27 protein-coding genes are annotated in these 25,163 nt (G+C 60.8%); 10 read left to right on the plus strand and 17 right to left on the minus strand.

All coding sequences use genetic code 11. The annotated features are described in order from the left end of the window. Positions 1-20: 20 nt before the first annotated feature. The 7 genes from AC2YB9_RS11505 to AC2YB9_RS11535 all read right to left on the minus strand — a co-directional run bounded on the left by AC2YB9_RS11505 (position 21) and on the right by AC2YB9_RS11535 (position 6,135). Positions 21-1,007 carry a carbohydrate kinase family protein gene (locus tag AC2YB9_RS11505; protein WP_487265484.1) on the minus strand — a complete coding sequence of 329 codons (987 nt, stop codon included), beginning with the start codon at positions 1,005-1,007 and terminating at the stop codon, positions 21-23. An 85-nt stretch (positions 1,008-1,092) separates the two neighbouring features. Further along, entirely contained in the window at positions 1,093-1,458 is a 366-nt protein-coding gene (locus AC2YB9_RS11510) for a HesB/IscA family protein (RefSeq protein ID WP_487265485.1), read from the minus strand. Between the two features lie 79 nt (positions 1,459-1,537). After that, positions 1,538-2,641, minus strand: coding sequence for a glycerate kinase family protein (locus tag AC2YB9_RS11515; RefSeq protein WP_487265486.1), 1,104 nt, complete (start codon positions 2,639-2,641; stop codon positions 1,538-1,540). Continuing rightward, positions 2,642-3,919 carry an aspartate aminotransferase type Ic gene (locus AC2YB9_RS11520; protein WP_487265487.1) on the minus strand — a complete coding sequence of 426 codons (1,278 nt, stop codon included), beginning with the start codon at positions 3,917-3,919 and terminating at the stop codon, positions 2,642-2,644. 19 nt (positions 3,920-3,938) lie between these two features. Next, a complete protein-coding gene (pspAB, locus tag AC2YB9_RS11525) occupies positions 3,939-4,505 on the minus strand; it encodes a PspA-associated protein PspAB (RefSeq protein ID WP_487265488.1) in 567 nt (188 codons plus the stop codon). A 6-nt stretch (positions 4,506-4,511) separates the two neighbouring features. Further along, positions 4,512-5,411 carry a zinc metalloprotease HtpX gene (gene htpX, locus AC2YB9_RS11530; RefSeq protein ID WP_487265489.1) on the minus strand — a complete coding sequence of 300 codons (900 nt, stop codon included), beginning with the start codon at positions 5,409-5,411 and terminating at the stop codon, positions 4,512-4,514. Then, entirely contained in the window at positions 5,386-6,135 is a 750-nt protein-coding gene (locus AC2YB9_RS11535; protein ID WP_487265490.1) for a PspA/IM30 family protein, read from the minus strand. The genes htpX and AC2YB9_RS11535 overlap by 26 nt, the downstream gene beginning before the upstream one ends. A gap of 30 nt (positions 6,136-6,165) precedes the next feature. Here AC2YB9_RS11535 and AC2YB9_RS11540 point away from each other — a divergent pair, with 30 nt between their 5' ends. Then, the gene (locus AC2YB9_RS11540; protein ID WP_487265491.1) at positions 6,166-6,720 is read left to right on the plus strand and encodes a DUF3043 domain-containing protein; all 555 of its coding nucleotides are present in this window, start codon (positions 6,166-6,168) and stop codon (positions 6,718-6,720) included. A gap of 51 nt (positions 6,721-6,771) precedes the next feature. Next, a complete protein-coding gene (locus AC2YB9_RS11545; protein WP_487265492.1) occupies positions 6,772-7,782 on the plus strand; it encodes an aldo/keto reductase family protein in 1,011 nt (336 codons plus the stop codon). 84 nt (positions 7,783-7,866) lie between these two features. Here the strand turns inward: AC2YB9_RS11545 and AC2YB9_RS11550 are convergent, their stop codons facing one another. Continuing rightward, positions 7,867-8,061: a hypothetical protein gene (locus AC2YB9_RS11550; RefSeq protein WP_487265493.1), complete on the minus strand. Its 195-nt coding sequence runs from the start codon at positions 8,059-8,061 to the stop codon at positions 7,867-7,869. A 2-nt stretch (positions 8,062-8,063) separates the two neighbouring features. Continuing rightward, on the minus strand, positions 8,064-9,164 hold the full coding sequence (gene gcvT / locus AC2YB9_RS11555) for a glycine cleavage system aminomethyltransferase GcvT (protein WP_487265494.1): 1,101 nt from the start codon (positions 9,162-9,164) through the stop codon (positions 8,064-8,066). 51 nt (positions 9,165-9,215) lie between these two features. Here gcvT and AC2YB9_RS11560 point away from each other — a divergent pair, with 51 nt between their 5' ends. Further along, on the plus strand, positions 9,216-10,661 hold the full coding sequence (locus AC2YB9_RS11560) for a leucyl aminopeptidase (RefSeq protein WP_487265495.1): 1,446 nt from the start codon (positions 9,216-9,218) through the stop codon (positions 10,659-10,661). A 7-nt stretch (positions 10,662-10,668) separates the two neighbouring features. On the opposite strand, the gene AC2YB9_RS11565 is transcribed toward AC2YB9_RS11560, so the two are convergent. After that, positions 10,669-11,244 carry a hypothetical protein gene (locus AC2YB9_RS11565; protein ID WP_487265496.1) on the minus strand — a complete coding sequence of 192 codons (576 nt, stop codon included), beginning with the start codon at positions 11,242-11,244 and terminating at the stop codon, positions 10,669-10,671. 128 nt (positions 11,245-11,372) lie between these two features. On the opposite strand from AC2YB9_RS11565, the gene lpdA reads away from it, so the two are divergent. From lpdA to AC2YB9_RS11580, 3 genes are read left to right on the plus strand one after another with little or no spacing between them, the layout of a single operon-like run. Continuing rightward, positions 11,373-12,752 carry a dihydrolipoyl dehydrogenase gene (lpdA, locus tag AC2YB9_RS11570; RefSeq protein ID WP_487265497.1) on the plus strand — a complete coding sequence of 460 codons (1,380 nt, stop codon included), beginning with the start codon at positions 11,373-11,375 and terminating at the stop codon, positions 12,750-12,752. A 17-nt stretch (positions 12,753-12,769) separates the two neighbouring features. Further along, positions 12,770-14,578, plus strand: a complete 1,809-nt coding sequence (gene sucB, locus AC2YB9_RS11575; protein ID WP_487265498.1) for a 2-oxoglutarate dehydrogenase, E2 component, dihydrolipoamide succinyltransferase — start codon at positions 12,770-12,772, stop codon at positions 14,576-14,578. Positions 14,579-14,580: 2 nt separating this feature from the next. After that, a complete protein-coding gene (locus AC2YB9_RS11580; RefSeq protein ID WP_487265499.1) occupies positions 14,581-15,471 on the plus strand; it encodes a TIGR01777 family oxidoreductase in 891 nt (296 codons plus the stop codon). On the opposite strand, the gene AC2YB9_RS11585 is transcribed toward AC2YB9_RS11580, so the two are convergent. Then, a complete protein-coding gene (locus AC2YB9_RS11585; protein WP_487265500.1) occupies positions 15,452-15,886 on the minus strand; it encodes a hypothetical protein in 435 nt (144 codons plus the stop codon). The two genes, AC2YB9_RS11580 and AC2YB9_RS11585, sit on opposite strands and share 20 nt — an antisense overlap. A gap of 106 nt (positions 15,887-15,992) precedes the next feature. Between AC2YB9_RS11585 and lipB the strand changes: the two genes are divergently transcribed. Beyond that, positions 15,993-16,739: a lipoyl(octanoyl) transferase LipB gene (gene lipB, locus AC2YB9_RS11590; RefSeq protein WP_487265501.1), complete on the plus strand. Its 747-nt coding sequence runs from the start codon at positions 15,993-15,995 to the stop codon at positions 16,737-16,739. Here lipB and AC2YB9_RS11595 read toward each other — a convergent pair. Next, entirely contained in the window at positions 16,729-17,946 is a 1,218-nt protein-coding gene (locus AC2YB9_RS11595) for an ABC transporter permease (RefSeq protein ID WP_487265502.1), read from the minus strand. The genes lipB and AC2YB9_RS11595 overlap by 11 nt on opposite strands. Beyond that, the gene (locus AC2YB9_RS11600) at positions 17,943-18,821 is read right to left on the minus strand and encodes an ABC transporter ATP-binding protein (protein ID WP_487265503.1); all 879 of its coding nucleotides are present in this window, start codon (positions 18,819-18,821) and stop codon (positions 17,943-17,945) included. The genes AC2YB9_RS11595 and AC2YB9_RS11600 overlap by 4 nt, the downstream gene beginning before the upstream one ends. 106 nt (positions 18,822-18,927) lie before the next feature. Here AC2YB9_RS11600 and lipA point away from each other — a divergent pair, with 106 nt between their 5' ends. Then, positions 18,928-19,881 (plus strand): lipoyl synthase, encoded by a 954-nt coding sequence (lipA, locus tag AC2YB9_RS11605; protein WP_487265504.1) that lies wholly within the window; start codon positions 18,928-18,930, stop codon positions 19,879-19,881. A 10-nt stretch (positions 19,882-19,891) separates the two neighbouring features. Next, positions 19,892-20,611 (plus strand): DUF4191 domain-containing protein, encoded by a 720-nt coding sequence (locus AC2YB9_RS11610; RefSeq protein ID WP_487265505.1) that lies wholly within the window; start codon positions 19,892-19,894, stop codon positions 20,609-20,611. A 1-nt stretch (position 20,612) separates the two neighbouring features. Here the strand turns inward: AC2YB9_RS11610 and AC2YB9_RS11615 are convergent, their stop codons facing one another. After that, positions 20,613-20,972 carry an RDD family protein gene (locus tag AC2YB9_RS11615; RefSeq protein WP_487265506.1) on the minus strand — a complete coding sequence of 120 codons (360 nt, stop codon included), beginning with the start codon at positions 20,970-20,972 and terminating at the stop codon, positions 20,613-20,615. A gap of 177 nt (positions 20,973-21,149) precedes the next feature. Here AC2YB9_RS11615 and glnA point away from each other — a divergent pair, with 177 nt between their 5' ends. Next, positions 21,150-22,568 carry a type I glutamate--ammonia ligase gene (gene glnA / locus AC2YB9_RS11620; protein ID WP_487265507.1) on the plus strand — a complete coding sequence of 473 codons (1,419 nt, stop codon included), beginning with the start codon at positions 21,150-21,152 and terminating at the stop codon, positions 22,566-22,568. Positions 22,569-22,644: 76 nt separating this feature from the next. On the opposite strand, the gene AC2YB9_RS11625 is transcribed toward glnA, so the two are convergent. The 3 genes from AC2YB9_RS11625 to AC2YB9_RS11635 are packed head-to-tail and all read right to left on the minus strand — an operon-like array spanning position 22,645 to position 25,153. Next, positions 22,645-23,922: a tyrosine-type recombinase/integrase gene (locus AC2YB9_RS11625; RefSeq protein ID WP_487265508.1), complete on the minus strand. Its 1,278-nt coding sequence runs from the start codon at positions 23,920-23,922 to the stop codon at positions 22,645-22,647. After that, positions 23,883-24,095: a helix-turn-helix transcriptional regulator gene (locus tag AC2YB9_RS11630; protein ID WP_487265509.1), complete on the minus strand. Its 213-nt coding sequence runs from the start codon at positions 24,093-24,095 to the stop codon at positions 23,883-23,885. The genes AC2YB9_RS11625 and AC2YB9_RS11630 overlap by 40 nt, the downstream gene beginning before the upstream one ends. Further along, on the minus strand, positions 24,092-25,153 hold the full coding sequence (locus AC2YB9_RS11635) for a hypothetical protein (protein ID WP_487265510.1): 1,062 nt from the start codon (positions 25,151-25,153) through the stop codon (positions 24,092-24,094). Before AC2YB9_RS11635 ends, AC2YB9_RS11630 begins: the two co-directional genes overlap by 4 nt. Between the last annotated feature and the right edge of the window lie 10 nt (positions 25,154-25,163).

The raw sequence follows: 25,163 nt of genomic DNA on the forward strand, positions 1-25,163 counted from the left end.
GCTGTGTTGGCTAAGCATTCTCATCCGATCGTGAGCGCGGCAGTGACGTCACTGGCAGCGGCTTGGCCGTACGCGGTGCTGAAGCGTTTGAGGAAGGATTCGCGCTCAAGAACATACTCCTGAGTTCCCTTGGTTTCCACGACGCTCGCGGCGATCGTGCAGCCGACCTGCGCAGCACGTTCGAGCGGCAAATCAGCAGCGACAGCGGCCAAGAAGCCGGCACGGAAACTGTCACCGACGCCGGTCGGATCGATCGCCAGGATGCCATCGATAGCCGCAACGAAAATTTCTGCGCCGTCGGCGGTATAAACGCTGACACCAGCAGCCCCACGCGTCATCACCCGGGTGTCAACGTGCGACTGAACGTCAGCGGTCGACCAACCAGTCTTCTTTTCGATCAGCGCGGCTTCGTAATCGTTGCTGAACAGGTACGTGGCGCCGTCGATCAGTTGGCGGATCATCTCGCCGTCGGCCCAGGCGAGTTGTTGCGAAGGATCAGCCGCAAATGGAAGCCCGAGTTCACGGCAGGTGTTGGTATGTCGGAGCATCCCCTCGGGGTCATCAGGACCGATTAGGACGAGGTCAAGTCCGCCGAGCTCCTGATTGAGCGCAGCTAGGTCGATATGGCGCGCGTCGCCCATCGCGCCGGCATAGAACGTCACGATCTGGGCGTGTGAATCATCGGTCGTGATCGTGCAACGGGCAGTGTGCAGAGTCTGCGACACATACAGGTGATCGCAGTCGACGCCCGAATCGCTCAGCCATGTCCGATAGCCGAGATCCTCGAAGTCATTCCCCACCGATGCGACAAGCACCGGGCGGTGGCCGAGTGCGGCCAATCCGAACGCGATGTTGGCTCCGCATCCGCCGCGGCGGATGTCAAGATCATCGACGAGGAACGACAGCGCAAGCTTGTCGAGCTGGTCGGGGACCAGCGAATCGGCGAATTTTCCCTGAAAGGTCATGAGATGGTCGGTCGCAACCGAACCGGCAACTGCAATATGCACGAGGAACACAATAGGCGATCCCCTCCGCGATGTCGTATCGCGAAGGGGATCTGACTCCCAAAAGTTTGGGTTTGCCTAGTGGAACCTAGTGGAATGAGTCTCCGCAGGCGCAAGAACTGCTCGCTGCGGGGTTGTCGATCGTGAAACCTTGCTTCTCGATCGTGTCGACGAAGTCGATCGTGGCGCCGCCAAGATAGGGCAGGCTCATCCGGTCGACAACAACTTTGACGCCGTCAAAGTCTTTGATTTCGTCGCCGTCAAGCGAGCGTTCGTCGAAAAAGAGTTGGTAGCGCAGGCCCGAGCAGCCACCGGGCTGAACGGCAATGCGCAGTGCGAGATCGTCGCGACCTTCTTGTGCGAGCAGGCTGGAAACCTTCGCTGCAGCGCCGGGGGTGATCGATACACCGTCGATGGCGGTCTGTGCGGCCTGCGTTGTGCTGTCGGCTGTCATGTGTGCTTCTCCCTGTTCGTGGGCTCGTCACTGGGCTACAACACCCCTCATGACGAATTGATTCCATGGTACGCATCATTTATCCCGACCACGAACGCGCAACGCGTGCGGCGAGTGTGGCAAGGCTGGATTGCGGATTGTTAAGTGACTGCTCCTCCCCCACCAAATCAGTCATCGAATAGGCCGATTCCACGCCCATGGCGCGCATTTCTCGGGCTCCGACGTCAACTCGGCCGGCCAAGACGATGCAGGGGCGGGCCGCAGCGCCCGCCGCCGCTGCGACACCAAATACGACTTTGCCGGCGCGGGAGGAGAAGTCATATGAGCCTTCTCCGGAGATGACCAGATCATTCTGAGTCGCGCTCTCACCGAGGCCAAGTGCGCCAGCAACGAGATCGATCCCGGAGATTCGTTCAGCACCCAATAACAGCAGCGCAAAGCCGAGCCCACCGGCCGCGCCAGCGCCCTTGACATCGGCGGACGCCCGCTCCGATGGCGTGGAGCCTGCTGTAACCTCCACGAAGCGGTCGAGCAGCCCGTCGACGCGGATAATGTCCGCATCGGAGAGCCCCTTTTGCGGCCCGAATGTTTTGGTGGCACCGAACATGCCCAACAGCGGCAAATCCACGTCGGTTGCGACCAACAGGCTGATGCCGTCAAGCGCGGCGCGCGGCGCACTCAGATCGACCTTGCTCACGCCGGCCAAACCCTCGGGCCCTTGGTCCAGCGGAACGTCAGCAGTGGCGCCGAGCGCGGCCAACATACCGGCTCCGCCATCGTTGGTCGCACTACCGCCCAGACCAATCACGATTGAGCGTGCGCCCGCGGCGATCGCTGCCATAAGAGCCTGGCCAACGCCAAACGTACTGGCCGCCAGTGGGCGACGTTCGGCGACCAATTCCAGCCCACAAGCCTGGGCGCTCTCAATGTGAACTGTGTCGCCGATCTTGAACATCGACAACGGCACGTCGACGCCGAGCGGCCCGCGTACGGTTGCGGCGAGTAAGTCACCGTCAAGCGACTGGGCCAATACATCGACAAAACCCGGCCCGCCATCGGCCATCGGCGCCAACGTCAATACATCGTCGGGCGCGGTCTGGGCCCAGCCTTCGGCGATCGCGCGGGCAGCTTCGAAAGCCGTAAGTGTGCCGGCAAATTTGTCCGGCGCGATCAGGACCCGCATTCAGTTCACAGCAAGCGCGTGCTCAGCCGCGGCGAGCAGGACGCAGGTCGCCAAGCCGTCGATCGCGACCGACAGGTCATCGGGTGATGGGAATGACGGCGCAATCCGAATGTTGCGGTCGTTGGGGTCGTCGCCGTGCGGGAACGAGGCGCCCGCCGGAGTCATCGCGATGCCTGCCTCCCGGCACAACTGGACGACCCGATCGGCGGTGCCATCGGCCACGTCGAGGCTTACGAAATAGCCGCCCTTGGGGTTGGTCCATTTTGCGACGTCGTAGGAGCCGAGCCGCGCCGCGAGGATCGAGGTGACGGTCTCAAATTTGGGTGCGAGAATCGCGCGGTGCTTGTCCATCAGGGCGTGCACGCCGTCGGCACTCTTCAGATAGCGCGCATGCCGCAGGTGGTTTATTTTGTCCGGGCCGATCGTGCGTTTGGCCAGATGCCGCAGGTACCACTTGATGTTCTCGACCGATCCGCCCAAGAAACAGACGCCACTGCCAGCGAAAGTGATCTTCGAAGTTGAGGCAAAGATGAATGGCCGATTGGGGTGGCCCGATGCGGTTGCCAGGCCAAGGATGTCGGCGGTCTTGGTCTGCTCCTCGGTCAGGTGGTGAACCGCATACGCGTTGTCCCACATAATCGCGAAATCCGGCGCAGCGGTCTCCATTGCTGCGAGTTCGGCGGCGATCGCTTCGCTGACGACAGCGCCCGATGGGTTGCCGTATGTCGGTACGAGCCAAATTCCCTTGACCTGCGGATCGGCGACGAGCGCGCGAACAGCGTTCATGTCAGGACCATCGTCGTTGAGCGGCACGGTGATCATCTCGATGCCGAATTGTTCGGTGAGCGCAAAATGGCGATCGTAGCCGGGCACCGGGCAGATAAATTTGACGACGTCTTCTTTGCCCCACGGTTTGAGCGAATCAGGTGTGCCGTGGAGGATCGCGTGGACCAGAATATCGTGCATCATCGCGAGGCTGGCATTCTCACCGGCGACGATTTGATCGGTCGGAACCTGCATGATTTCGGCGAAGATCTCGCGGAGTTCATGGAGTCCGCTGAGCCCGCCGTAGTTACGGGTGTCGACGCCAGCAGCGTCTTTAAAATTATCGGCACCAGGCAACGTGAGAAGTTCATTGGACAGATCCAACTGCTCCGGTGACGGCTTGCCGCGGGTCAGATCGAGTTTGAGCCCGGAATTTTGCAACGTCCGGTACGCATCGGTCTGTTCATCGAACAGCGACTGAATTTGGTCGGTGGTCAGGGAGTCAAAAGTCACCCCACCAATCTAACCCGTATCAAAGTCCGGGTGCGCCCCAGATGGCGAGCCAACGATTGAGTTGCGGCTCAATCGGAATATCGTCGGCGATGATGCCTTTGAGTCGGAGTTCGAGCGCATTGTCACGGCGCTCCGTACCGTCGGGGGCGAAGGGATAGAACGTGCCTTGTTTGTAGAGGTAGACCAACGCAAATGCCCTGTGGTCGGCGGTCAGAAAGTTGATCGTTGAACACAGCAGCGCAGTGCCGAAACCCGCATCGTTGAGCGATGAGTTGACCGCGTGCAGATCGGTCACGAGCCCCGAAACGTCGTCCGTGGCGTGGGCCAGCGACTGCCAACGAAATCCAAACTGGTCATCGCTACGGTTGACCGTCGCACCGTCCTCGGCTTTGAGCAACGCTTCGGCGTCGGCCTCCACCTTCGTGAAGGCCGCACCCTCCGCCGGTCGATAACAAACCGCGCCGAGGCCCGCGAAGGTAAAGCCCTGGGTCTGCAAAGACAGCGCTGCCTGCGGGACCGCGAACAAAACATCCAAGTTGGCGACGGCAGGTTTGCTGCGGCCGAGTATCGCGTCGAAAATTCCCATGTGTGCTCAGACCTGTTCGGAGAGATCGGCCGATACTTCGGCGAGTTGCTCAAGCCGCTTTTCCAGCGATGGGTGGGTGGAGAACAGCGCACCCATCGACTCATGGTTGATTGCGGGCGCGATGAAGAACGCGTTGAGTCCGGCCGCATCACGCAGATCCCTGTTGGGTATGCGCGCCATGTCACCGGAGATCTTGACCAGCGCAGAGGACAACTTGGACGGCCGGCCAGTTAGATAGGCACCGCTGCGATCCGCACTCAACTCGCGGTATCGCGACAGCGTTCGGGTAAGAATGAAGCTCACTGCATAGACGGCCATGCTGACGAGAAACACAACGATAAACGCCGGGCCCCCATTGTTGTTGCGGTTTCGGCTGCTGCCGCCACCGAAATACATTCCCCAGCGCGTGATGAAGCCGGCCAGCAGGCCAAGCGAGGACGCGACGGTCATGACCGAAACGTCGCGGTTGGCGACATGCGATAACTCGTGCGCAAGAACGCCTTCAAGCTCGTCGGCGTCGAGGCGCTGCAGGATGCCGGTTGTCACGCAGATCGAGGAATGCTTGGGCGAACGGCCGGTTGCGAAGGCATTGGGCATGTCGGTGACGGCGACAGCGACTCGTGGTTTCGGCATGTCCGCCAGAGCGCAGAGTCGGTCGATCATGCCGTGTAGTTCCGGTGCTTGTTCGGGGCTGACTTGCTTCGCTCCGATTGATTTAAGTGCGAGGCTGTCGGAGAAGTACCATTGACCCCACGCAAAGCCCGCAGTGATGACGATGCCGAAAATCGCGCCTGAGTAGTTGATCAGGAGAACACCGAAGGCGACATACAGGGCGCCGAGGCCAAGACCGACACCGCCCATTCGCAGGGTCAGACCACGATCACTTCTGAACCGAGTCTTGGCCATCGTTGCCTCCCCCGGCCGATTTGATCGCTTCGAGTTCTCGGTCGACGCTGCTCGAATCAAAATCGGTCGTGGCACTCAGTTGGTCGAATTGCCGGTCGAAGGCCGCACTGGAGTGGACGTTGCTGCCCGGTCCGGTGATGACACCCTCAGCAACAAGTTCATCCACCGCATCAGCGTGCGCCTCAAGTTCGCGGGTTCGTTGTTCGGCCGATTCGATCGCTTGGCCGACTTCTCCCATACGCGAGGAAATGCCCGTCGTCGCGCTGTTGATCTCAGCACGCGCCGCAGCCGCAGTCTGGCGCGCGGTCAGCGTGTCCTTGCGCAGCCGGAACTCCTCGACTTTGGTCTGGATCTCCCGTGCCGAATCCTCCAGTTTGCCCGCTTCAGTCTTGAGCCCATCATGTTGCTGCTCAAGGCCCTCAATTGTCTTGTCGAGCGTCACCTTGCGGGTCAGCGCGTCACGCGCATCATCGTCGTTGCCGTTGGCCACCGCCGTGCGCGCGACAGCATCGAACTGCTGGGACTGCTGACGAAGTTGGGCGATCTGCAGTTCGACGCGTTTGCGGCTCGTCACGACGTCCGCAACCCCACGACGTACTCGCTGCAGCAGCTCGGTCTGCTTGCGATAACTCGAATCCAAAGTCCCGCGCAATGCCTCGATATCGTCGACATCACGATGCTTACGGGAGCGGAAGATCCGCAGGATGCGCTTCCAGATGCTCATGCTGGTAAGCCTACGGGTAGGGTTGCGAGGGTGGTAGACAAGCCGAACTCGCCGACTGGAAAAGGTCGCGCAACCCCCACTCGCAAAGAAGCCGAAGCGGCCCGCAAGAAGCAGATGAAGAACGCTGGGACCCGCAAGGAACAGTCTAAGAAGCAACGGGTGGCGCGCGATGCCGCCCGGGCACGGGCTCGCGAGGCGATGCGCACCGGCACCGATGATCGTCACCTGCCGCCGCGTGAAGCCGGGCCAGTACGACGGTTCTGTCGCGACTATGTCGACAGCCGTTTCAACTTGGCTGAGGTTCTCCTGCCGGCCCTTGTTGTCATTTTGTTCTTCAGCATATTCGCGGGTCAGGCTTGGGCCGGGCTCCTGACAGTCGTGCTGTGGGTCGCGGTCATTCTAGGCACCACCGTTGATGAAGTGTTCATGGTGCGCGGGCTCAAAAAGGAGTTGCGTGCTCGCTTCGAACCCGATGCCACCCGTGGCGCGGTCGCCTATTCGGTCCTGCGCACCAGCCAACTGCGGCGGTTTCGGATGCCGAAGGTTCAGGTCAAGCGCGGCGAGAAGCTCAAAGACCGTTACTGAATCTTTTCGTTCCACTCTTGATTGGTTGACTTCGCGTCATAGTGTGAAGCCATGGAATATCGTCATCTTGGCAGCAGTGGTCTAAAAATCTCCGAGATTGCCTACGGCAACTGGGTCACCCATGGTTCGCAGGTCGAGGAGGATGCGGCGCATGCCTGTGTGAAGCAGGCACTCGATGAAGGCATTACCTCCTTCGACACATCCGACGCCTACGCCAACACAAAGGCCGAAGCAATCCTTGGTCGCGCACTTAAGGGCCAGCCCCGCCAGGACCTGGAGATCTTCACGAAGGTCTATTGGCCGACCAACAACAAGGGCCACAACGACTCGGGCCTCTCCCGCAAGCACATCCTCGAGTCGATCGACGCATCGCTCAAACGCCTCCAGACCGACTACGTGGATCTTTATCAAGCACACCGTTTTGATATTGAGACGCCGCTCGAGGAGACGATGGAAGCGTTCGCTGACGTCGTGCACTCGGGTCGTGCCCACTACATCGGCGTCTCGGAATGGACCGCCGATCAGATTCGCCGTGCCCACGCGCTCGCCCGCGATCTCCACATTCCGTTGGTCTCGAGCCAGCCGCAATATTCAATGCTGTGGCGGGTCATCGAAGGCGAAGTCGTCCCGACAAGTGCAGAGCTCGGCATCGGCCAGATCGTATGGTCGCCGGTCGCCCAAGGCGTCCTGACTGGCAAATACGCGGCTGGTCAGGCGCCCCCGGCCGGATCACGCGCCACCGATACCGCTGGCGGGGCCGATTTTGTCCGCGGGTTCATGACCGATACGACGCTCGAACGGGTCGCAAAACTTCGACCGATCGCGGATGGAGTCGGGCTCTCGATGGCTCAGTTGGCGGTTGCGTGGGTGTTGCAGAACACGAATGTGTCGGCCGCCATTATCGGCGCATCACGGCCCGAGCAGGTCACCGAGAACGCCAAGGCTTCCGGCGTCAAGCTCGAAGCCGATGTCATGGCCGCCATCGACAATGCCCTCGGCGACATCGTTGTGGCCGATCCCGCCCTGACCAGCGAGCAGACGATGAAAAGCCGTCCCAGCTGATCAAGATTTGGCCGAAATCATCCCGTTTCTGCGCCATAATTCTTGAATTTCGGCACTAAAACCGCCAAATCTTGGGGACAGTAGCTATTCGGCGTGCAGGCTCATCGGGCCATAGATCTCGGCCTCGCCATCGAATAACCGCACTTGATCGATGCCCTCACCGAGCAGATCACCGAATGCTTCGCCAACCCACGATTCGGCATCGCCGCGGCTCTCGAACTCTTCAGAGCGGCCAGTGACCGTGTTGTCGCTCTTTTCGTATGTCCAGATCCATGCCATGGCTAAGCCTCTCGTGTCGACGGTTGAACGAAGGGTGGTTTGGTCACGGTGAACGATTCCTGACGGCCACGGACATCAACTGTCACGGTCGTGCCATCGGCAACACCCGGGTTGAGCAGCGCCAGCGCGATCCCCTGTCGCAGCGTTGGCGAGAACGTTCCCGAGGTTATTTCGCCAAGCTCGGAACCGGCGGCGTCCACAACAGCCATACCCGGTCGGGGGATTCCCCGACCCTGCGCGGCCAGTCCGCGAACCGTGCGCACGGTCTTCTCAGCGCGCTGTTGTTCGAGCGCGGACTTTCCCCAGAACATCGGTTTCTTCCAACCGACAGCCCACCCGGCGCGCGCCATGACTGGACTGATTTCCAACGACAGTTCATGGCCATGCAATGAATAGCCCATCTCGGTACGAAGCGTGTCGCGCGCGCCGAGACCGCAGGCACGTATGCCGAACTGCTCACCCGCCGCCATGACCGCATCCCACACCGCAATGGCGCCATCTGTCGGGACGACGAGTTCATAGCCACGCTCACCGGTGTAGCCGGTACGACACACCGTTAACTTCTGGCCGGCAACCTCACCGTCAACAAATGACATGTAGTCGTGATCGGTCGGCAGCCCCAACGCATCGAACACGTCATCGCTGAATGGCCCCTGCACAGCAAGCACGGCGAAGTCGCGGTGCTGGTTGATCACCTCGACGCCTTCGGGCGCCTGTGCGACGAGCCGTGCGACGACCTCGGTCGTGTTGTTGGCGTTTGGGATGAGGAATACCTCAAACGGCGAACGCAGGTAGGCAATCAGGTCATCAACTGTGCCGCCATTCTCATCACAGCAGAGGGTGTATTGCGCCTTGCCGCTGTCGATTTTGTCCAAATCATTGGTAAAACATTGATTGACGAAATCGGCCGCTCCGGTGCCCCGTACAAGCGCTTTGCCCAGATGGCTGACATCGAAAAGGCCAACCGCTTCGCGTACTGCCTTGTGTTCGGCGAGAACTCCGCCGCCGGCGTACTCGAGCGGCATTTCCCAGCCACCAAATTCTGCGAATTTTGCGCCCAACTCAACATGTCGATCGTGGAGTGGCGAATGCAACAAGTTCATGAGGACCAACGTATACCGAGAGCGATTTCGGACGTGGCTAGAGTGGTGATCATGCCTGCACTGACACTCAGTTCCACCAATCCATTGACTACCCGGGCCGATGCGCTCATCCTCGGTATCCGAAATGACGATGATGCCGGCGAATTCGCTGACCACCTCAAGGTTCTCGGCTTCACCGGTGATGACGGCCAGGTCGTGACGTTCCCTTCGGGCGGTACGTCGAAGGCTGGCCTCGTGGTGGCAGTCGGTTTGCCCGCTGCGCCAACCGGTGAGGATCTACGCCGCGCCGCCGCCCGGGGTCTCAAGGCCGCCAAGGGCACCGCGACGGTCGTGGTCGACCTGCATCCTGCGGGCATCGATGACATCGCTGCGGTCGCGGAAGGGCTCGAGCTCGGCGCTTACGCATTCGACCGTTACAAGACCAAGAAGAAGGGCGCGAAGGCCCCCAAGGTCGTCAAGAGCGCGGTCATCATCACCGCATTCGCACGCAAGACCACGTCGACCAAGGCCGTCGAACGCGCCGTGACGGTCGCAGCCGCGGTCAATCAGGCCCGCGATTGGGTCAACACCGCGCCCGGCGATCTCCGTCCGCCGGAGTTCGCCCGCCAAATCGACGCGCACGCGCCCACCGGCGTCAAGGTCGAGATTTGGGATGAGAAGCGACTCGAGAAGGAACACTGCGGCGGCATCCTCGGCGTCGGGCGTGGCTCGAGCGTCCCGCCACGTCTGGTCAAAATGACCTACTCCCCCAGCGGTGCCAGCAAACATCTCGCCTTGGTCGGCAAGGGCATCACCTTCGATTCGGGCGGACTCTCGATCAAACCTGGTGCCTCGATGCAGACGATGAAACTCGACATGGCTGGCGCGGCGTCGATCGTCGCCGCCATGTCGGCAATCGCCGAACTTGAACTACCGATCCGCGTCACCGCATTCGCCTGCATCGCCGAAAACATGCCCAGTGGTGATGCGACTCGCCCCGGCGATGTTCTGACGATCCGCGATGGCCAGACTGTTGAGGTCCACAACACCGACGCCGAAGGCCGACTGGTGCTTGCCGACGGATTATCGCTCGCAGTTGAGGAGAAGCCCGATCTGATCGTCGACGTCGCAACCTTGACCGGCGCCTGCATGGTCGCACTCGGCCTGCGTACGTCGGGCATTCTGACCAACAATGACGAGCTGGCCGAACAGGTCTTCGCTGCGTCGCGTACGGCAGGTGAGTCCATGTGGCCGTTGCCGATCACCGAGGAGATGAAGGCCACGGTCCGGTCATCAAGTCTTGCCGATCTGCGTCAGCACAATCCCAAACCATATGGTGGAACGCTGTTCGCAGCGGCTTTCCTGCGCGAATTCGTCGGCGACTACCCGTGGGTACACCTGGACATCGCTGGACCGTCCTTCAACGACGGCACTGCCTATGACTACACGCCGGTCGGCGGAACGGGTTCAAGCGTCCGTACGCTTATCCAGCTCGCGACGGAGATTGCCGAGGACTGAGCCGGTCTCAGGCTTCGAGGCCGAGCGCGCGGGCAGCTTCTTCGGCCTTGTCCCACTGTGACCGATCGCCGCCGGTACGGTCCGGGTGGGCGGCCGCGCGGGCGCGTTTCCACAGCCGTTCGAGGTCATCATTCGACGGATTGTCGGGCAACGGGTCAGCGTGCGCGATCGACTCAAGCGTCATGATCGCGGCAAGTTCCTTAGGCGACTGCACCGATTGGGGCTTGGCAGTGGCTGTGGTCGAGCTGGACGATTTTGCTTGTGCCTGTCGGACGTTGAAGTCGCGCATACGTTGCGGATAGCCGACCCGGTTGGCGTCGTAGCACGGAATTTCGAGCTTTTTTGCCAAGGCAAGAGCGTCCTGCGGCGAGGCAACCCGGCGACGGGTCCATTCGCCATCGGAAGCCACGAGGACAACCGTCGTCTGGGTGACCGAAGTCTTGGGCTCGATAAAAGCCTCAACCCCTTTGCGCGATGCGGTGAAGTCAATCAACTGCTGCATGTCGGCACGCGTGGCATCCCGATCGGACACCTTCGCGCCACCTTCGGTGCGGGTATTTTTCTTCTTCTTGAACTTCGCCATGAAACCAAGTGTGCCCGACGCCCCACAGCCGGCCGCAAGACCGTCCCCTGTGCAAGTCCCCCCGAATGTTTGTGACTTGACTCAAGTGACAAGATGAACTGCGAAGGCATTTGACACGGGAGGCCAAGGTGGCGGACGGCGCCAGCAACAACTTTGACATCGTGATTCTGGGTGGCGGCAGTGGCGGATATGCCTGCGCCTTGAGAGCGGTCCAATTGGGTCAGAGTGTGGCCCTGATCGAAAAGGGAAAGCTGGGCGGCACCTGCCTCCACAACGGCTGCATCCCCACCAAGGCGCTGTTGCACGCGGCTGAAGTCGCGGATGCAGCGCGCGAGTCGAGCAATTTCGGCGTCAAGGCGACGTTCGACGGCATCGACATGGCCGGCGTCAATGCTTACAAAGACGGCATCGTCGCCCGTATGTACAAGGGTCTGCAGGGTCTTATCAAGGCCGGCGGCATCACGGTCGTTGAAGGCGAAGGCAAACTCGTCGCCACAGACGCCGTCGAGGTCAACGGCGAGCGCTACACCGGCAAAAATATTGTATTGGCGACCGGCTCGTATGCCCGCACTCTTCCTGGCCTCGAGATTGGCGGCCGCGTCGTCACCAGTGACGAGGCGCTCGGCATGAGCGAAGTCCCCCAGAACGTTGTCATCATCGGCGGCAGTGTCATCGGCGTGGAGTTCGCTTCGGTATGGAAGTCGTTCGGCGCCGATGTCACGATCATCGAAGGTCTGCCGACTCTCATCCCGCTTGAAGATCCATCGCTCGCCAAACAGCTCGAGCGCGCATTCAGAAAACGCAAGATCAACTTCAAGACCGGCATCAAATTTAGCGGCGTTGAACAGAGCGATGCGGGCGTCAAAGTGACACTCGAAGACGGTTCGACGCTCGACACCGATCTGGTGCTCGTTGCAGTCGGCCGCGGACCCAACTCAGCCAACCTCGGCTATGAGGAGCAGGGCATCGCGACTGAACGTGGCTGGGTGCTCGCCAATGAGCGACTCGCCACCAACGTTCCCAATGTCTATGCGGTCGGCGATCTGGTTCCTGGTCTCCAACTGGCGCACCGCGGTTTCGCCCATGGAATTTTCGTCGCCGAGGAGATCGCCGGCCTCAAACCGATGCCGGTTATCGACTCCGGTATCCCGCGTGTCACCTACTGCGAGCCCGAGGTTGCTTCGGTCGGTCTGACCGAACCGCAGGCGCGCGAGAAATACGGCGATGTTGACACCTACGAGTACAACCTCGGTGGCAACGGCAAGAGCCAGATCCTCCAGACCGCCGGAATCGTCAAACTCGTACGTGAGAAGGACGGCCCGATCGTCGGCGTTCACATGATCGGTTCCCGCTATGGCGAGCAGGTCGGCGAGGCCTCGCTCATGGTCAACTGGGAGGCGTTCCCCGAGGATGTCGCTCAGTTCATCCACGCGCACCCGACGCAGAACGAAGCGCTTGGCGAAGCGGCTTTGGCGCTCGCTGGCAAACCACTCCACTCCCACGCCTGAGAAACCCAGAGGTCACCATGGCAACGTCAGTCACTCTTCCCGCCCTCGGTGAAAGCGTCACCGAAGGCACCGTTACCCGCTGGCTCAAGAACGTGGGCGATGCAGTCGCGGTCGATGAGCCACTACTCGAAGTCTCGACCGACAAGGTCGACACCGAAATCCCCTCACCGGTCGCCGGCACCCTGCTGGAGATCAAGGCACAGGAAGACGAAACCGTCGAAATCGGTGCGGAACTCGCAGTGATCGGCGAAGCGGGCGAAGGCGAGGCGACGGAGGATGCTGCTCCGGCAGCTGACGAGCCTGCCGAAGAAGCTCCCGCAGCCGAAGCCCCCGATCCGGTGGCCGAGCCCGAGGCCGAAGTGAGCGAAGCGGACGAGGTGCCCACCGAGGCCTCGCCGGCTCAGGAGCCTGCGCCCGCGGCAGAAACAGCACCTGCGGCCTCCGGCACTGCCGTGACGCTGCCTGAACTAGGCGAAAGCGTCACCGAGGGCACCGTTACCCGCTGGCTCAAGAATATTGGCGATGACGTTGCCGTCGATGAACCGCTGCTCGAAATTTCGACCGACAAGGTCGACACCGAGATCCCCTCACCGGTCGCCGGCACCCTGCTGGAGATCAAGGTCGCCGAGGACGAGACCGTCGAGATCGGCGCTGAACTCGCAATCGTCGGCGCTGCTGGCGCGGCTCCAGCCGCCGATCCGGCTCCAGAACCAGAGCCGGCTGCAGCTCCAGAACCAGAGCCCGAACCCGAACCAGCCACTGCACCAGAACCAGAGCCAGCTGCGGCTCCCGAACCGGAGCCAGAACCGGAAGCTCCGGTGGCAGCCCCCACCCCGGCCCCCACCCCGGCCCCGCCGGTCGCGGCCACTCCCCCAGCAACACCTCCCCCAGCAACATCTGCGCCAGCTGGCAGCGAAAGCTATGTGACTCCAATCGTTCGCAAGTTGGCTCGCCAACACGGTGTCGATCTGGGCGCGGTCGTCGGCACCGGTGTCGGCGGTCGCATCCGTAAGCAGGATGTACTCGATGCCGCGCCGAAGGCCGCCGAAGCAGCGCCTACCGCGGACGCGTCGGCAGCCGCAGCGCCTACCGAGGTTTCGCCGTTGCGTGGCAAGACCGAGAAGTTGACCCGTTTGCGTCGCACGATCGCAACCCGTATGCACGAATCGCTACAGGTGTCGGCCCAGCTCACGACGGTTCTTGAGGCCGATGTCACGGAGATTGCCCGACTGCGTGCGAAGCACAAGGATGCGTTCTTCGAGCGTGAAGGCGTCAAACTCTCTTATCTGCCGTTCTTCGCAAAAGCGGCGATCGAGGCGCTCAAGACATTCCCGCAGGTCAACGCATCGCTCGACATGGAAGCGGGCACCGTCACCTATCCCGACGGTGAGCATCTCGGCATCGCCGTCGACACCGAACGCGGTCTCCTGGTTCCGGTCATCAAGGACGCCGGAGACCTTTCAATTGCCGGCATCGCACGCAAGATTGCCGATGTCGCCGAGCGGACGCGCACCAATAAGATCCTGCCCGATGAGCTGTCCGGCGGCACGTTCACGCTAACCAACACCGGCAGCCGTGGTGCCCTGTTCGACACACCGATCATCAACCAACCGCAGTCGGCCATCTTGGGCACTGGCGCCGTCGTCAAGCGTGCGGTTGTCATCGACGATCAGCACATCGGCGAGAGCATCGCGGTCCGTCAGATGGTCTACCTTGCGCTGACGTACGATCACCGCATCGTGGACGGCGCCAACGCTGCACGGTTCCTGTCCACCATCAAGGAACGTCTTGAAGAAGCTTCGTTCGAGAACGAGCTTGGTAGCTAAATATGCATGTTGTTATCGGTGGGGCTTCGGGTTTTCTCGGGGCCCCGCTGGCCTCTCGTTTGCGCGACGACGGACACCGCGTCACGGCTCTGATCCGCTCTGGGGAGGCCAATTCAGGGGCGTCCATATGGGATCCGGCGGCTGGCAACGTCGACCAGTCACTGATCAATTCGGCCGACGCCGTGATCAACCTGTCCGGTGCGCCGGTCGCACATTGGCCCTGGACCAAGACCTACCAACGTACGCTGCTTGAGTCACGAGTCTCGGCAACCAAGACGCTGGCCGGTGCCATCGCCGCCGCACCAAAGCCGCCGATCCTGATTTCTGCCTCAGGTATGTCTGCCTACGGCAATGATCGGGGCGCCGAGAAGCTTACCGAACAGAGTTCGTCGGGCAACGGTGTGCTGCCCAACATCGTCCGGCACTGGGAAGCCGCCGCCCAGCCAGCGATCGACGCGGGAGCGCGCGTCTGCTTCGTGCGCACATCGCTCGTGCTCGACCGTCGCGGGGGAACGCTCAAGGCCTTGTTGCCAATCTTCCGGCTCGGCATGGGCGGAAAACTCGCGGGCGGCAAACAGTATTTCTCGGTGATCTCACAGAATGACTGGCTGCGAGCGGCTATGTTTTTGCTCGCCCACAAAAGTGCTGCGGGTCCGTTCAATTTCGCCAACCCGAATCCAGTGACAAATGCGGAGTTCACCCGTGAACTTGGTCAGGCGTTGCGCCGGCCGACGTTCATGGCGGTGCCTGGCCTTCCCATGCGGATGGCATTAGGCAACCTGTCCGCGGAACTGCTGGGATCGTTGCGCATCATTCCTGAGCACTTGCTCACGGCCGGCTTTGAGTTCGAGCAGCCCGATCTCGCCACGACGCTCAAGGCCGCACTGAGCTGATTCGCCATCCTTCGGGCGTCAATGTCAGCTGGACAGTGTGTCGGGTCAGCCGATCGCGTGGCAAAGCACGCTTGCTGCCGTCGGGCATGACGATCTGAGTCGAACTCAGGCGGTCGACAACTAGCAGGCGTACATGGGAGGGGTCCTCCTCCAGAACGCTGAGGCGTTTGATTTGCATGTGCATCGACTCGATTTCGATCCCCCGGTCGCGATAGTTCGCGAGCAGTCGAAACTCATCCTCGAGGAGTTCGGAGTCGGACGGATAGACGATGCTCAACAACTCGGGCGCATCGAGCTCGAATGCGGTGGCCCGAATTGTGTCGAATCCTTCCAACGCACGCTGCCACCCCGCGGCCGAGCCTGGCGCCGGGGTTTGTGCGGCGAAAATCGCGATCAGGGTCAGCAGCCAGTCCATCGTCCTACTCTGCCGGCATACGGCCGAATTGGTCAGCACGTTGTCCACAGCCAGACGCAGCAGATCCCGGCGCGTCGGGCAATCATCGGAGGCATACGCTGAGCGGGTGAGCGTTGCATCTGAACCGAACAATCAGACCATGCAGTTCTATGAAGACTGGTATGACAACCGTGCGCTCGATTATGTCGAAGCGTGGGAGCTCCAGCGCGAGATCCATGGCCAGCGCGCCGATGACCTCATCCCCGACACGACGTTGTTGCTCGAGCATCCGCCGGTCTACACGGCGGGCAAACGCACCCAACCATTCGAGCGCCCGGCCGATGGCACCCCGGTCGTCGACGTCGACCGCGGCGGCAAGATCACGTTCCACGGCCCCGGCCAACTAGTCGGCTATCCGATCACCAAACTTCCCTCGCATGTCCTCGTCGTCGACTATGTGCGCCGAGTCGAAGAAGCCATCATCCGCGCGATCGCTGAACTCGGCGTGGCCAGCGGCCGGGTCGCTGGCCGATCCGGTGTCTGGCTTGATGCCGATGCGACCCACCCCGAGCGGAAGCTCGCCGCGATCGGTATTCGAGTCGCACGCGGGGTCACAATGCATGGCTTCATGATCAACTGCAATGTCGATCTGAGTTGGTTCGACACCTTCATTCCATGCGGGATCTCCGACGCAGGAACGACATCGCTGAGCACCGAGCTGGGTCGCGATGTCACCGTGCACGAGGCCGCTGAACTGGTCAAACCGCACCTTGTCGAGCTGTTGGCTTGGAACACTTACACGCCGTCACCGAACCTTCAAGGCGCCATGGTCGCAAACGAACCGTCCGTGCCTATTCTCGGTCTCAGTCGCTAATTCGCAGCGCGTCGGCGAACTTGATTCGCTGATCGGTGCGCAGCAACGTTCGTTCATACACCTTCGCCCCCGCCCGCACGAGGAACACGGTGGTCACCACATTGGCGATTACTGCCACAGCGATCTGCCAGGCCGGGACAGAACCTTCGGCGATACGCACTGGCATCAACATCGCTGAGGAGATCGGGACCATGGAGAAGACCGTTTTGACCCCTTCACCTGCGAGCACAGCCAACAGATAGGGCACAAACAGCAGGACTTGTCCCGGCATCGTCGTCGATTGAAGATCCTGTTGCCGCGAAGCCATCGAGCCCGCTACTGCCCACAGACTGGCGAGCGCCACGAAGCCGATGACAAAGAACAGGACGTACCAAATCATCGCCGGTCCGATCTGCCCCAGAAGTTCCTGCTCTCCCGTCACGGCCAATGTCAGCGCACCGGCAACAACGAACAGGACAACCTGCGCGAGCGCAAGAATCGTATTCCCAATGACCTTTCCCCACAACAAAGCACGAATCGGAATAGCAGCGGCCAGGATCTCGACGACGCGGCTCTCCTTCTCCTGCGTGATGCTTTGCGCAATTATCATGCCGAAAGTAACGGCGGTGAGGTAGAACAGCAGCACGAAATAGAACGCGACGACAGCACGCTCGCCGGTCAAGTCGGCATCGGGGTTGAGCAGTCGCTGCTTCACCTCGGTGTTCTTCTGAAGCGCGCTCAGATCAACATTTTGTTCGCCCGCATTGGATGCCAGTACGGTTCTGCCTGCGGCGGCCGACAGCGCGGAGGAGAGTTGCGGTTCGACACTGTCATTACCGATGATTTCGAAGTTGCCAGCGGTTCGGATCAGTGCCGCATCGACGTCGTTGGCACGCACGGCCCGTTCGGCGGCACCGACTGTCGCATACGTCTTGCTGACTGCCCGGGACCCTCCCTGCAGGGAGCCAACGTTTTTCGAAGCCGTTTGCACGACTGCGGCGGCCGAGGAGTCCGTTACGCCCACATCGTAGGTGGTTGGCTTGCCACCGAGGATCGAGAAAAACACAATTGAGCCGATTATCGCCGCGACCATGACCGCGATGCTGATCTTGAATGATTTTTCCCGCAGTCGGGTGCTGATTTCACGCTCCGCAACGATCTTCCACACATCCGCTGGTGCGCCGTCCCGCTCTCGGCGGTCAACTGCGGTCCGGTTGGGTTTGGTCATTGGATCGCCTCCCGAAAGATCTCTGACAGGGGTTGTTGAAGCTTGGCAAACTCGCGCACCGGCTCACGCGCCATGATCTCGGTCAACAGCATCGGGGCCGTCGTGCCATCGAGATCAACCACCGCAGATGGTCCCTCGACGGTCCGCACAACGATGCCGCGCACGGCACGCAACCAGGCGGCATCGCCCTGGTCAAGGACGATGCGATAACGCTCGGGGCCATGACCGCGCAAGTCATCAACTGAACCCGCAGCGGCAACTCGCCCGCTGGACAGAATCACGAGGTCGTCACAAAGCCGCTCGACGAGGTCAAGCTGGTGACTCGAGAACAGGACGGGTATCCCGTTCGCCTGATCAGCAAGTAACTCGACCACGGAATCAACCGCGAGCGGGTCAAGCCCGCTGAACGGCTCATCAAGGACGAGTGCCTCGGGCCGATGCATCAGGGCGGCGGCGATCTGGACCCGCTGCTGATTGCCCAGCGAGAGTTTGTCGAGCAGGTCTCCGGCGCGCTCTTCGAGACCAAAATGTTCCAATAGTTCGTGCGCACGATCGGCTGCGTCGGCCCGAGGTGCTCCATGCAATCGACCAAAGTAGACCAGCTGATCCACGAGATTCATCCGCGGATAAAGGCCGCGCTCTTCGGGCATGTAGCCGAACCGCCTGCGCTGCCCGGTCGTGACTGGAGCACCGTTCCAGAGCACCTCACCGGCGGACGGGCTGAGAACGCCGACCAGCATCCGCATCGTCGTGGTCTTCCCGGCACCGTTGGCGCCGACAAATCCGGTCATACGGCCAGGGGTAACGGTGAAATCGACGTTGTCCACGACGGTGGTATCGCCGTAGACCCGACTGAGGCTTCGTGTTTCCAGCATGCATTCCACCCTAAGCGCCACCGCCGGTCCGGTGGAGACCCTCCCTCAGTTGTGGGCGGGTCCACCGTCGAACCCGCGGGGTTTAAGCGGGCCGTAGACTGACGGCGTGACTATCGCTCCTGAAGGCCGCAAGCTACTCCGTATCGAAGTCCGCAACGCCGAGACCCCGATCGAACGCAAACCCGAGTGGATCAAGACCCGCGCCAAAATGGGTCCTGAATACACCGAATTGATGAATCTGGTCAAGGGTGAGGGCCTGCACACGGTCTGTCAGGAAGCTGGCTGCCCCAATATCTTCGAATGTTGGGAAGACCGCGAGGCGACGTTCCTCATCGGTGGCGAGCAATGCACACGTCGCTGTGATTTCTGCCAGATCGCCACCGGCAAGCCGGAGGCGCTCGACCTTGATGAGCCTCGCCGGGTCGCCGAGAGCGTGCAGAAGATGAAGCTCAAATATTCGACGATCACCGGCGTCGCGCGCGATGATCTCCCTGACGGTGGCGCTTGGCTCTATGCGGAGACAGTCCGCCAGATCCACGAGCTCAATCCCGGCACTGGCGTTGAGAATCTGATCCCCGACTTCAACGGAGTTCCTGAGCTCCTAGAGCAGGTCTTCGACTCACGCCCCGAGGTGCTGGCCCACAATGTCGAGACAGTCCCCCGTATCTTCAAGAGAATCCGCCCGGGATTCCGCTACGACCGGTCCCTTGGCGTCCTGACCAGTGCCCGTGACTACGGTCTAATCACCAAGTCCAATCTGATCCTCGGTATGGGTGAAACGCGCGAAGAGATCTCCCAGGCGTTGCGCGACCTGTATGACTCGGGCTGCGATCTGATCACGATCACGCAGTACCTTCGACCGTCCAAACTGCATCACCCAGTCGATCGCTGGGTCAAGCCTGAAGAGTTCGTCGAGATGGCACAGGAGGCTGAAGAGATCGGCTTCGCCGGTGTCATGTCGGGGCCACTCGTACGCTCGTCTTATCGCGCCGGCCGGCTCTACCAACAGGCCATGGCGGCACGTGAAGCCGCGCAATCTGCACCTACCGCGGCACAGTAGACTAGCCCTTATGTCAGCACCAGCCAACGAACCTCCCAAGGGCCGAATCCGCCAGATTCGTCAGGCCTACAAGATCACCAAGCGCTCGGACCGCAATCTCGGTCCCATTTTATTGCTCTGGTTCCTTGCCGCTGGCGGTGCCATGGCAACGCTCGGCTACTTCGTCTTTGGTTCGGGCAAAGCAACGACATTCTCGATCATCATGGCGGTCGTCTTCGGCCTCTTGACCGGTCTGCTCGCAGTGTTAATTGTTTTCGGCCGACGTGCCGAGAAGGCTGCATATGCGCAGGTTGAAGGACAAATCGGTGCTGCTGCCGGAGTTCTGCAGATGCTCAAGAAGGGTTGGGACATCAAACCCGCCGTGGGCGTCACAAAGAGCCAGGAAGTCGTCCACCGGGCAGTTGGCCGTTCTGGTGTCGTACTCGTCGCTGAAGGCAACCCCGGCCGCGCGCGTGCGCTGCTTGCGACCGAGGTCAAGAAGCATGCACGCGTCGTGGGCGAAGTCCCCATCACCTCGATCCTTGTGGGCGACGATAAAAGCAAGGGCGAAGTCAAACTGACCAAGCTCGCCAAGCATGTGCGCAAACTGCCCAAGAAGATCAAACCCCGCGAAATGACGGCCGTGATCATGAAGTTACGTGCGCTTGACGCTGCTCGCCCACCACTGCCGATGCCGCGTGGCCCAGTGCCAACCAGCATGAAGGGCTCGCGCAAGGCAATGCGCGGCTGATTCAGGCTCTGACTACCATCGAACCGACTGCGACGTCCTGCAGGCCGCGCTGATGTTCGCTCTGGATCAGGGGCGGGAACACCAGGCAAACGAGTGCTGTGCGAATGAGCGCACGAACCGGACCGATCGGTCCGCCGTCCTCACCGATGATCTTGATGCCGAAAACTCGCTTGCCGATCGAATAGCTCAGCAATCCGGTGATCAGGCCGACCTCGACGAAAAATACACCGACCGGGATGAACGGGTTGGTGTTGCTCGATCCGACGATCGGCGCTCCGGTGATTGCAGCCGTGCTGAGCAGTGCGATGAACCAGTCCACGAAGAGCGCCCCGATACGGCGGGGCCAGCCAGCAATAGTCACCCTGTGAGCCTACCGAGCCGAGAATTCGCGCACCGATCTGAGGCTTCTGTAACATTATCGAAACAATCCGGTCACTGGCGAGAAATCGCCTCCCTCTAAAGTCATACCAACGGTGCAGCGTCGCACCCGCCGCCGTATCAATCGAATAAGGGTCGCGAAAGCGGCCAAGGAGGCCCCATGTTCGGCAATGCCGACGAGTTGTTCAAGTACATCAAGGACGAAGGTGTCGAGGAGATCGACGTTCGTTTCACCGATCTACCTGGCATCCAGCAACACTTCAGCATCCCGGTTTCGTCCTTTGGACCCGAGGTCTTCGAAGACGGCCTGATGTTCGACGGATCTTCGGTCCGTGGCTTCCAGTCAATCCACGAATCGGACATGGCGCTGCTCCCCGACGTCACGACCGCGTACATCGATCCGTTCCGTAAGCACAAGACGCTCGCGATCGAGTTCTTCGTACACGATCCGTTGACCGGCGAGTCATACTCGCGCGATCCGCGCAATATCGCCCGCAAGGCGCAGGCATATCTGCAGAGCACCGGCATCGGCGATACCGCCTTCTTCGCGCCTGAGGCCGAGTTCTACGTCTTCGACAACGTGCGTTTCGAGACCAGTGCCAACTCGAGTTTTTATCACATCGATTCGGCTGCCGGCGCCTGGAACACCGGCAGCGAAGTCGACAACCGCGGCTACAAGGTGCGTTACAAGGGCGGCTACTTCCCAGTCGCGCCGACTGACCATTTTGCCGATCTGCGTGGCGACATGGTGGAGAACCTTCAGAATGCGGGACTGCTCGTCGAGCGTGCCCACGCTGAGGTCGGCACCGGTGGCCAGGCTGAGATCAACTACCGCTTTGATGAACTGCTCAAGTCCGCCGATGACGTGATGAAGTTCAAATACATCATCCGCAACACCGCCTGGGAGGCCGGCAAAACCGCGACCTTCATGCCGAAGCCGATCTTCGGTGATAACGGTTCAGGTATGCACGTCCACCAGTCGATCTGGAAGGACGGCAAGCCGCTGTTCTATGACGAGGCCGGCTACGGCGGGCTTTCAGATATGGCGCGCTGGTACATCGGTGGCATTTTGAAGCATGCGCCGTCGTTGCTCGCGTTCACCAATCCGACGGTCAACTCCTACCACCGACTGGTGCCGGGCTTCGAGGCGCCGATCGCGCTCGTCTACAGCTCACGCAACCGCTCGGCCTGCGTACGGATCCCGATCACCGGATCGAACCCCAAGGCCAAGCGCATTGAGTTCCGCTGCCCCGACCCGTCGGCCAATCCTTACCTGGCCTTCTCGGCGCTATTGCTGGCCGGTATCGACGGCATCAAGAACAAGATTGAGCCGCCTGCCCCGGTCGACAAGAACATCTATGAACTGCCGCCGGACGAGTACGACGCGATCGACTCCGTGCCGACCTCGCTCGACGCGGTGCTGGATGCGCTCGAAGCTGATCAGGAATACCTGTTGCAGGGCGACGTGTTCACCTCCGATCTGATCGAGACGTGGATCGAATACAAGCGCACCCAGGAGATCCTTCCCGTGCAGCAGCGTCCGCACCCGCACGAGTTCGAGCTGTATTACGACATCTGATAGGTACGGTTCGCTGAACTGCTGCGATGTAAGAATATCCCGTCGCAGCGGGGAAAATATCGTTCGATAGTTTCCATCAGTTTCCACCGCTTGGCGTGCTCTCGTGCGCCGAGTGTGCGCCAGCAATGGGCGCGGCTTCGGAGGGGCTCCGCCCCACTCCGAATGCCGCGTCCATTGCGTTGCGCGCCTTCTCACCAGACGAGGGCATGACATGTGTGTAGACCCTGAGGGTAAACCCTGGATCGGCATGACCCAGATACTCAGAGACTGCTTTGATGCTCACACCATGCTCAAGCCACATCGAAGCGCAAGAGTGTCGCAATGCGTGCATCCCGTTCTCACGCTCACGGGGAATGCCTGCAGTGACGAGTGCGGGACGCCACACACTGGGATTGAAGTAGTTCTTATTCAGCGGCTTACGCTCACGGCTGACGAACAGGAGGCCGGCATGCGACGGAGCCATGATGCGTTCCCCCGCCATCGGGGTCCAGTTGCTCATATGTGCTTTTAGCGCGATTGCGACCCATTCAGGCAAGGGCACGGTCCGTGTTCGTTCGTACTTCGGCAGTGCAGGAGTCGGGATGCCTTCTTCCAACCGAATCTGCTGGCGAACGTGAAGTTCCCCCGCGGGAAAGTCGATGTCCTGGATGCGAACGCCGAAAGCCTCCCCTTGTCTTAGACCGCAGCCGGCAGCGACGACGGGCACCGCACGAAATCTTGCCGGATGAGCTGCAACAACAGACAAAACCTGATCAACCGACCAAGGTCGAAAGCGTTTCGGGCGCAGCTTAGGAAGTTTCACAACCGACGAGCGGCACGGATTCTGAAGGATGAACCCGTCAACGACAGCCGACGACAACACCGTACTGAAACAGTTGACGATCAAGCGAACGTAACTCGGAGCCAACGACTTTTGCAAGCAGACGATCCATTCCTGAACCATCGCCGGCCGTATCCCCGCGAGCGGTACCGTTCCCCACTCGGCGAGGATGTGAACCCGGAGCCTCACCTCCACCGCTACCCGCGACGTCGATGAGAACGTCTGCCGAGCAAGCCACGACGTCGCGTAGTCTCCGAACGGAGTCCTTCCAGCCCGAAGATCGACGTATGCGCCCTTCAGGAGCTGCGACGAAACTTCCACCAGAAAACGTTCGGCGTCAACCTTCCGCTCAAATGAGCGATTCCGTGACTCCCCTGCCGGATCCCGATAACGAACCTGCCAACGCATCCCAACGCCAAAGCGAGCAGAACGGACTTTACGACCCGAGCCATGCTGGGCAACATGCCAGCGATCAGAGATAGAGGCCATGCCTGCTACGCCCTCTCCGGTATGACGACTCGAGTCTGCAGCCATTCCAGGACGTCGCGCGGGTCATACCGGCAGCCACGGCCAATATGGAAGAATCTCGGCCCCGTGCGTTTGTGATTGAGTTTATAAAGCGTCGCCACCGGAATGGACAGGAACGTGGCCGTCTCCTCTAGTGTCCAAAGTCGTTCGGGAAGGCTTCCCTTAAGCGAGCGGCTCATGTCTCCAGCCCCAAAAGAATCCGCCTCGAAGCAAGCCGACTGCTGAATGTCACGCAGGTTCGTTCTTCATGGAGGGCGATCAAACGACCCACCCGAAAAAGCGTTTCATCCAATGTCTTCGTGCCTAGCAGAGCTCCTGCAGATACCAGGTAGCCCTGAAGCGCCGGCAGAAGTCGACGAAGCGATCCAGCCCGCTCCCCGGCGTGAACACGCTCAATACCAAGCGCATCACCCCGCAGCGAAGCAGACTGAACGCTGCGCCACTCCGCCGACACCGGCCAACGCGAACGGGTCGAATCCCCTGTCTCCTGACGGAACGTGAGCCATTCATCTGTCAGATATGCCCAGATCCGCGGCAACTCGGCCAACACTTCATCAGGGCTGCTCAGCCCGACCTGCCGAATAAGCTCACGGCCGATCTGGAATTCAACTCTCAGGACCCGCTCGTCGGGTTGGTAGGCCTCACCCCACTTAGCCGCCCACCAATCAGTACCCTCCAGTCGACTTTCAATCGTCTTGTCATAGATCCGTGCCATGACAGGCTTCCCTGCACCAAAGCGAAGACCCGTTAGGCCGTCGCTCTCCTCATAAGTGATCCTTTGCGTCCCGCGGCAAACAAACCGGCCGCGATCCTCCGCATCGAGGTTCCAGCCGTGCGAATCCATAAACAGGTCAACACGGCTCGCCTTCCACGTCACGGTACCAACTACGAGCTCGAGCACAGATACGAACCATCGAAGCGCCTCGACCACGCCCACCGCGTGAATAAAGGACGCTCGTGGTTGAACGAAAACCGGCGGCAGCGATCGACTCGACGTAAAAGCGATCATTCCGTGCGGATGATCCAGCCGGTAGGCATATCGGTTAACTCCTCCCCCAGCGACACGAAACTCAACATCCCCCAACGCGAGGAGCGCCGGCTCGTGAGTCTCTCGGGCCAGCGACCGCGCCGAATCGAGGTCCTCCAAGAGCACAGACGGCAGAACGCAAGATCCAGTCAGGTAGAAGGCATCCACGCCGGAGGCCAGCTCCACGATTGAACCGCTGCCTAGTGTCATGTTTGCGACT

This window comes from Aeromicrobium changchenzhani (genome assembly GCF_057586615.1).

Bases quoted from the DNA above. Each gene is read 5' to 3' on its own strand.
- AC2YB9_RS11595 (WP_487265502.1), bottom strand. From the start codon at position 17,946: ATGACCAAACCCAACCGGACCGCAGTTGACCGCCGAGAGCGGGACGGC.
- glnA (WP_487265507.1), top strand. From the start codon at position 21,150: ATGTTCGGCAATGCCGACGAGTTGTTCAAGTACATCAAGGACGAAGGT.
- pspAB (WP_487265488.1), bottom strand. From the start codon at position 4,505: ATGGGAATTTTCGACGCGATACTCGGCCGCAGCAAACCTGCCGTCGCC.
- AC2YB9_RS11545 (WP_487265492.1), top strand. From the start codon at position 6,772: ATGGAATATCGTCATCTTGGCAGCAGTGGTCTAAAAATCTCCGAGATT.
- AC2YB9_RS11550 (WP_487265493.1), bottom strand. From the start codon at position 8,061: ATGGCATGGATCTGGACATACGAAAAGAGCGACAACACGGTCACTGGC.
- AC2YB9_RS11600 (WP_487265503.1), bottom strand. From the start codon at position 18,821: ATGCTGGAAACACGAAGCCTCAGTCGGGTCTACGGCGATACCACCGTC.
- sucB (WP_487265498.1), top strand. From the start codon at position 12,770: ATGGCAACGTCAGTCACTCTTCCCGCCCTCGGTGAAAGCGTCACCGAA.
- AC2YB9_RS11635 (WP_487265510.1), bottom strand. From the start codon at position 25,153: ATGACACTAGGCAGCGGTTCAATCGTGGAGCTGGCCTCCGGCGTGGAT.
- AC2YB9_RS11565 (WP_487265496.1), bottom strand. From the start codon at position 11,244: ATGGCGAAGTTCAAGAAGAAGAAAAATACCCGCACCGAAGGTGGCGCG.
- AC2YB9_RS11515 (WP_487265486.1), bottom strand. From the start codon at position 2,641: ATGCGGGTCCTGATCGCGCCGGACAAATTTGCCGGCACACTTACGGCT.
- gcvT (WP_487265494.1), bottom strand. From the start codon at position 9,164: ATGAACTTGTTGCATTCGCCACTCCACGATCGACATGTTGAGTTGGGC.
- AC2YB9_RS11610 (WP_487265505.1), top strand. From the start codon at position 19,892: ATGTCAGCACCAGCCAACGAACCTCCCAAGGGCCGAATCCGCCAGATT.
- AC2YB9_RS11535 (WP_487265490.1), bottom strand. From the start codon at position 6,135: ATGAGCATCTGGAAGCGCATCCTGCGGATCTTCCGCTCCCGTAAGCAT.
- AC2YB9_RS11630 (WP_487265509.1), bottom strand. From the start codon at position 24,095: ATGAGCCGCTCGCTTAAGGGAAGCCTTCCCGAACGACTTTGGACACTA.
- AC2YB9_RS11585 (WP_487265500.1), bottom strand. From the start codon at position 15,886: ATGGACTGGCTGCTGACCCTGATCGCGATTTTCGCCGCACAAACCCCG.
- AC2YB9_RS11580 (WP_487265499.1), top strand. From the start codon at position 14,581: ATGCATGTTGTTATCGGTGGGGCTTCGGGTTTTCTCGGGGCCCCGCTG.
- AC2YB9_RS11625 (WP_487265508.1), bottom strand. From the start codon at position 23,922: ATGGCTGCAGACTCGAGTCGTCATACCGGAGAGGGCGTAGCAGGCATG.
- AC2YB9_RS11510 (WP_487265485.1), bottom strand. From the start codon at position 1,458: ATGACAGCCGACAGCACAACGCAGGCCGCACAGACCGCCATCGACGGT.
- AC2YB9_RS11560 (WP_487265495.1), top strand. From the start codon at position 9,216: ATGCCTGCACTGACACTCAGTTCCACCAATCCATTGACTACCCGGGCC.
- htpX (WP_487265489.1), bottom strand. From the start codon at position 5,411: ATGGCCAAGACTCGGTTCAGAAGTGATCGTGGTCTGACCCTGCGAATG.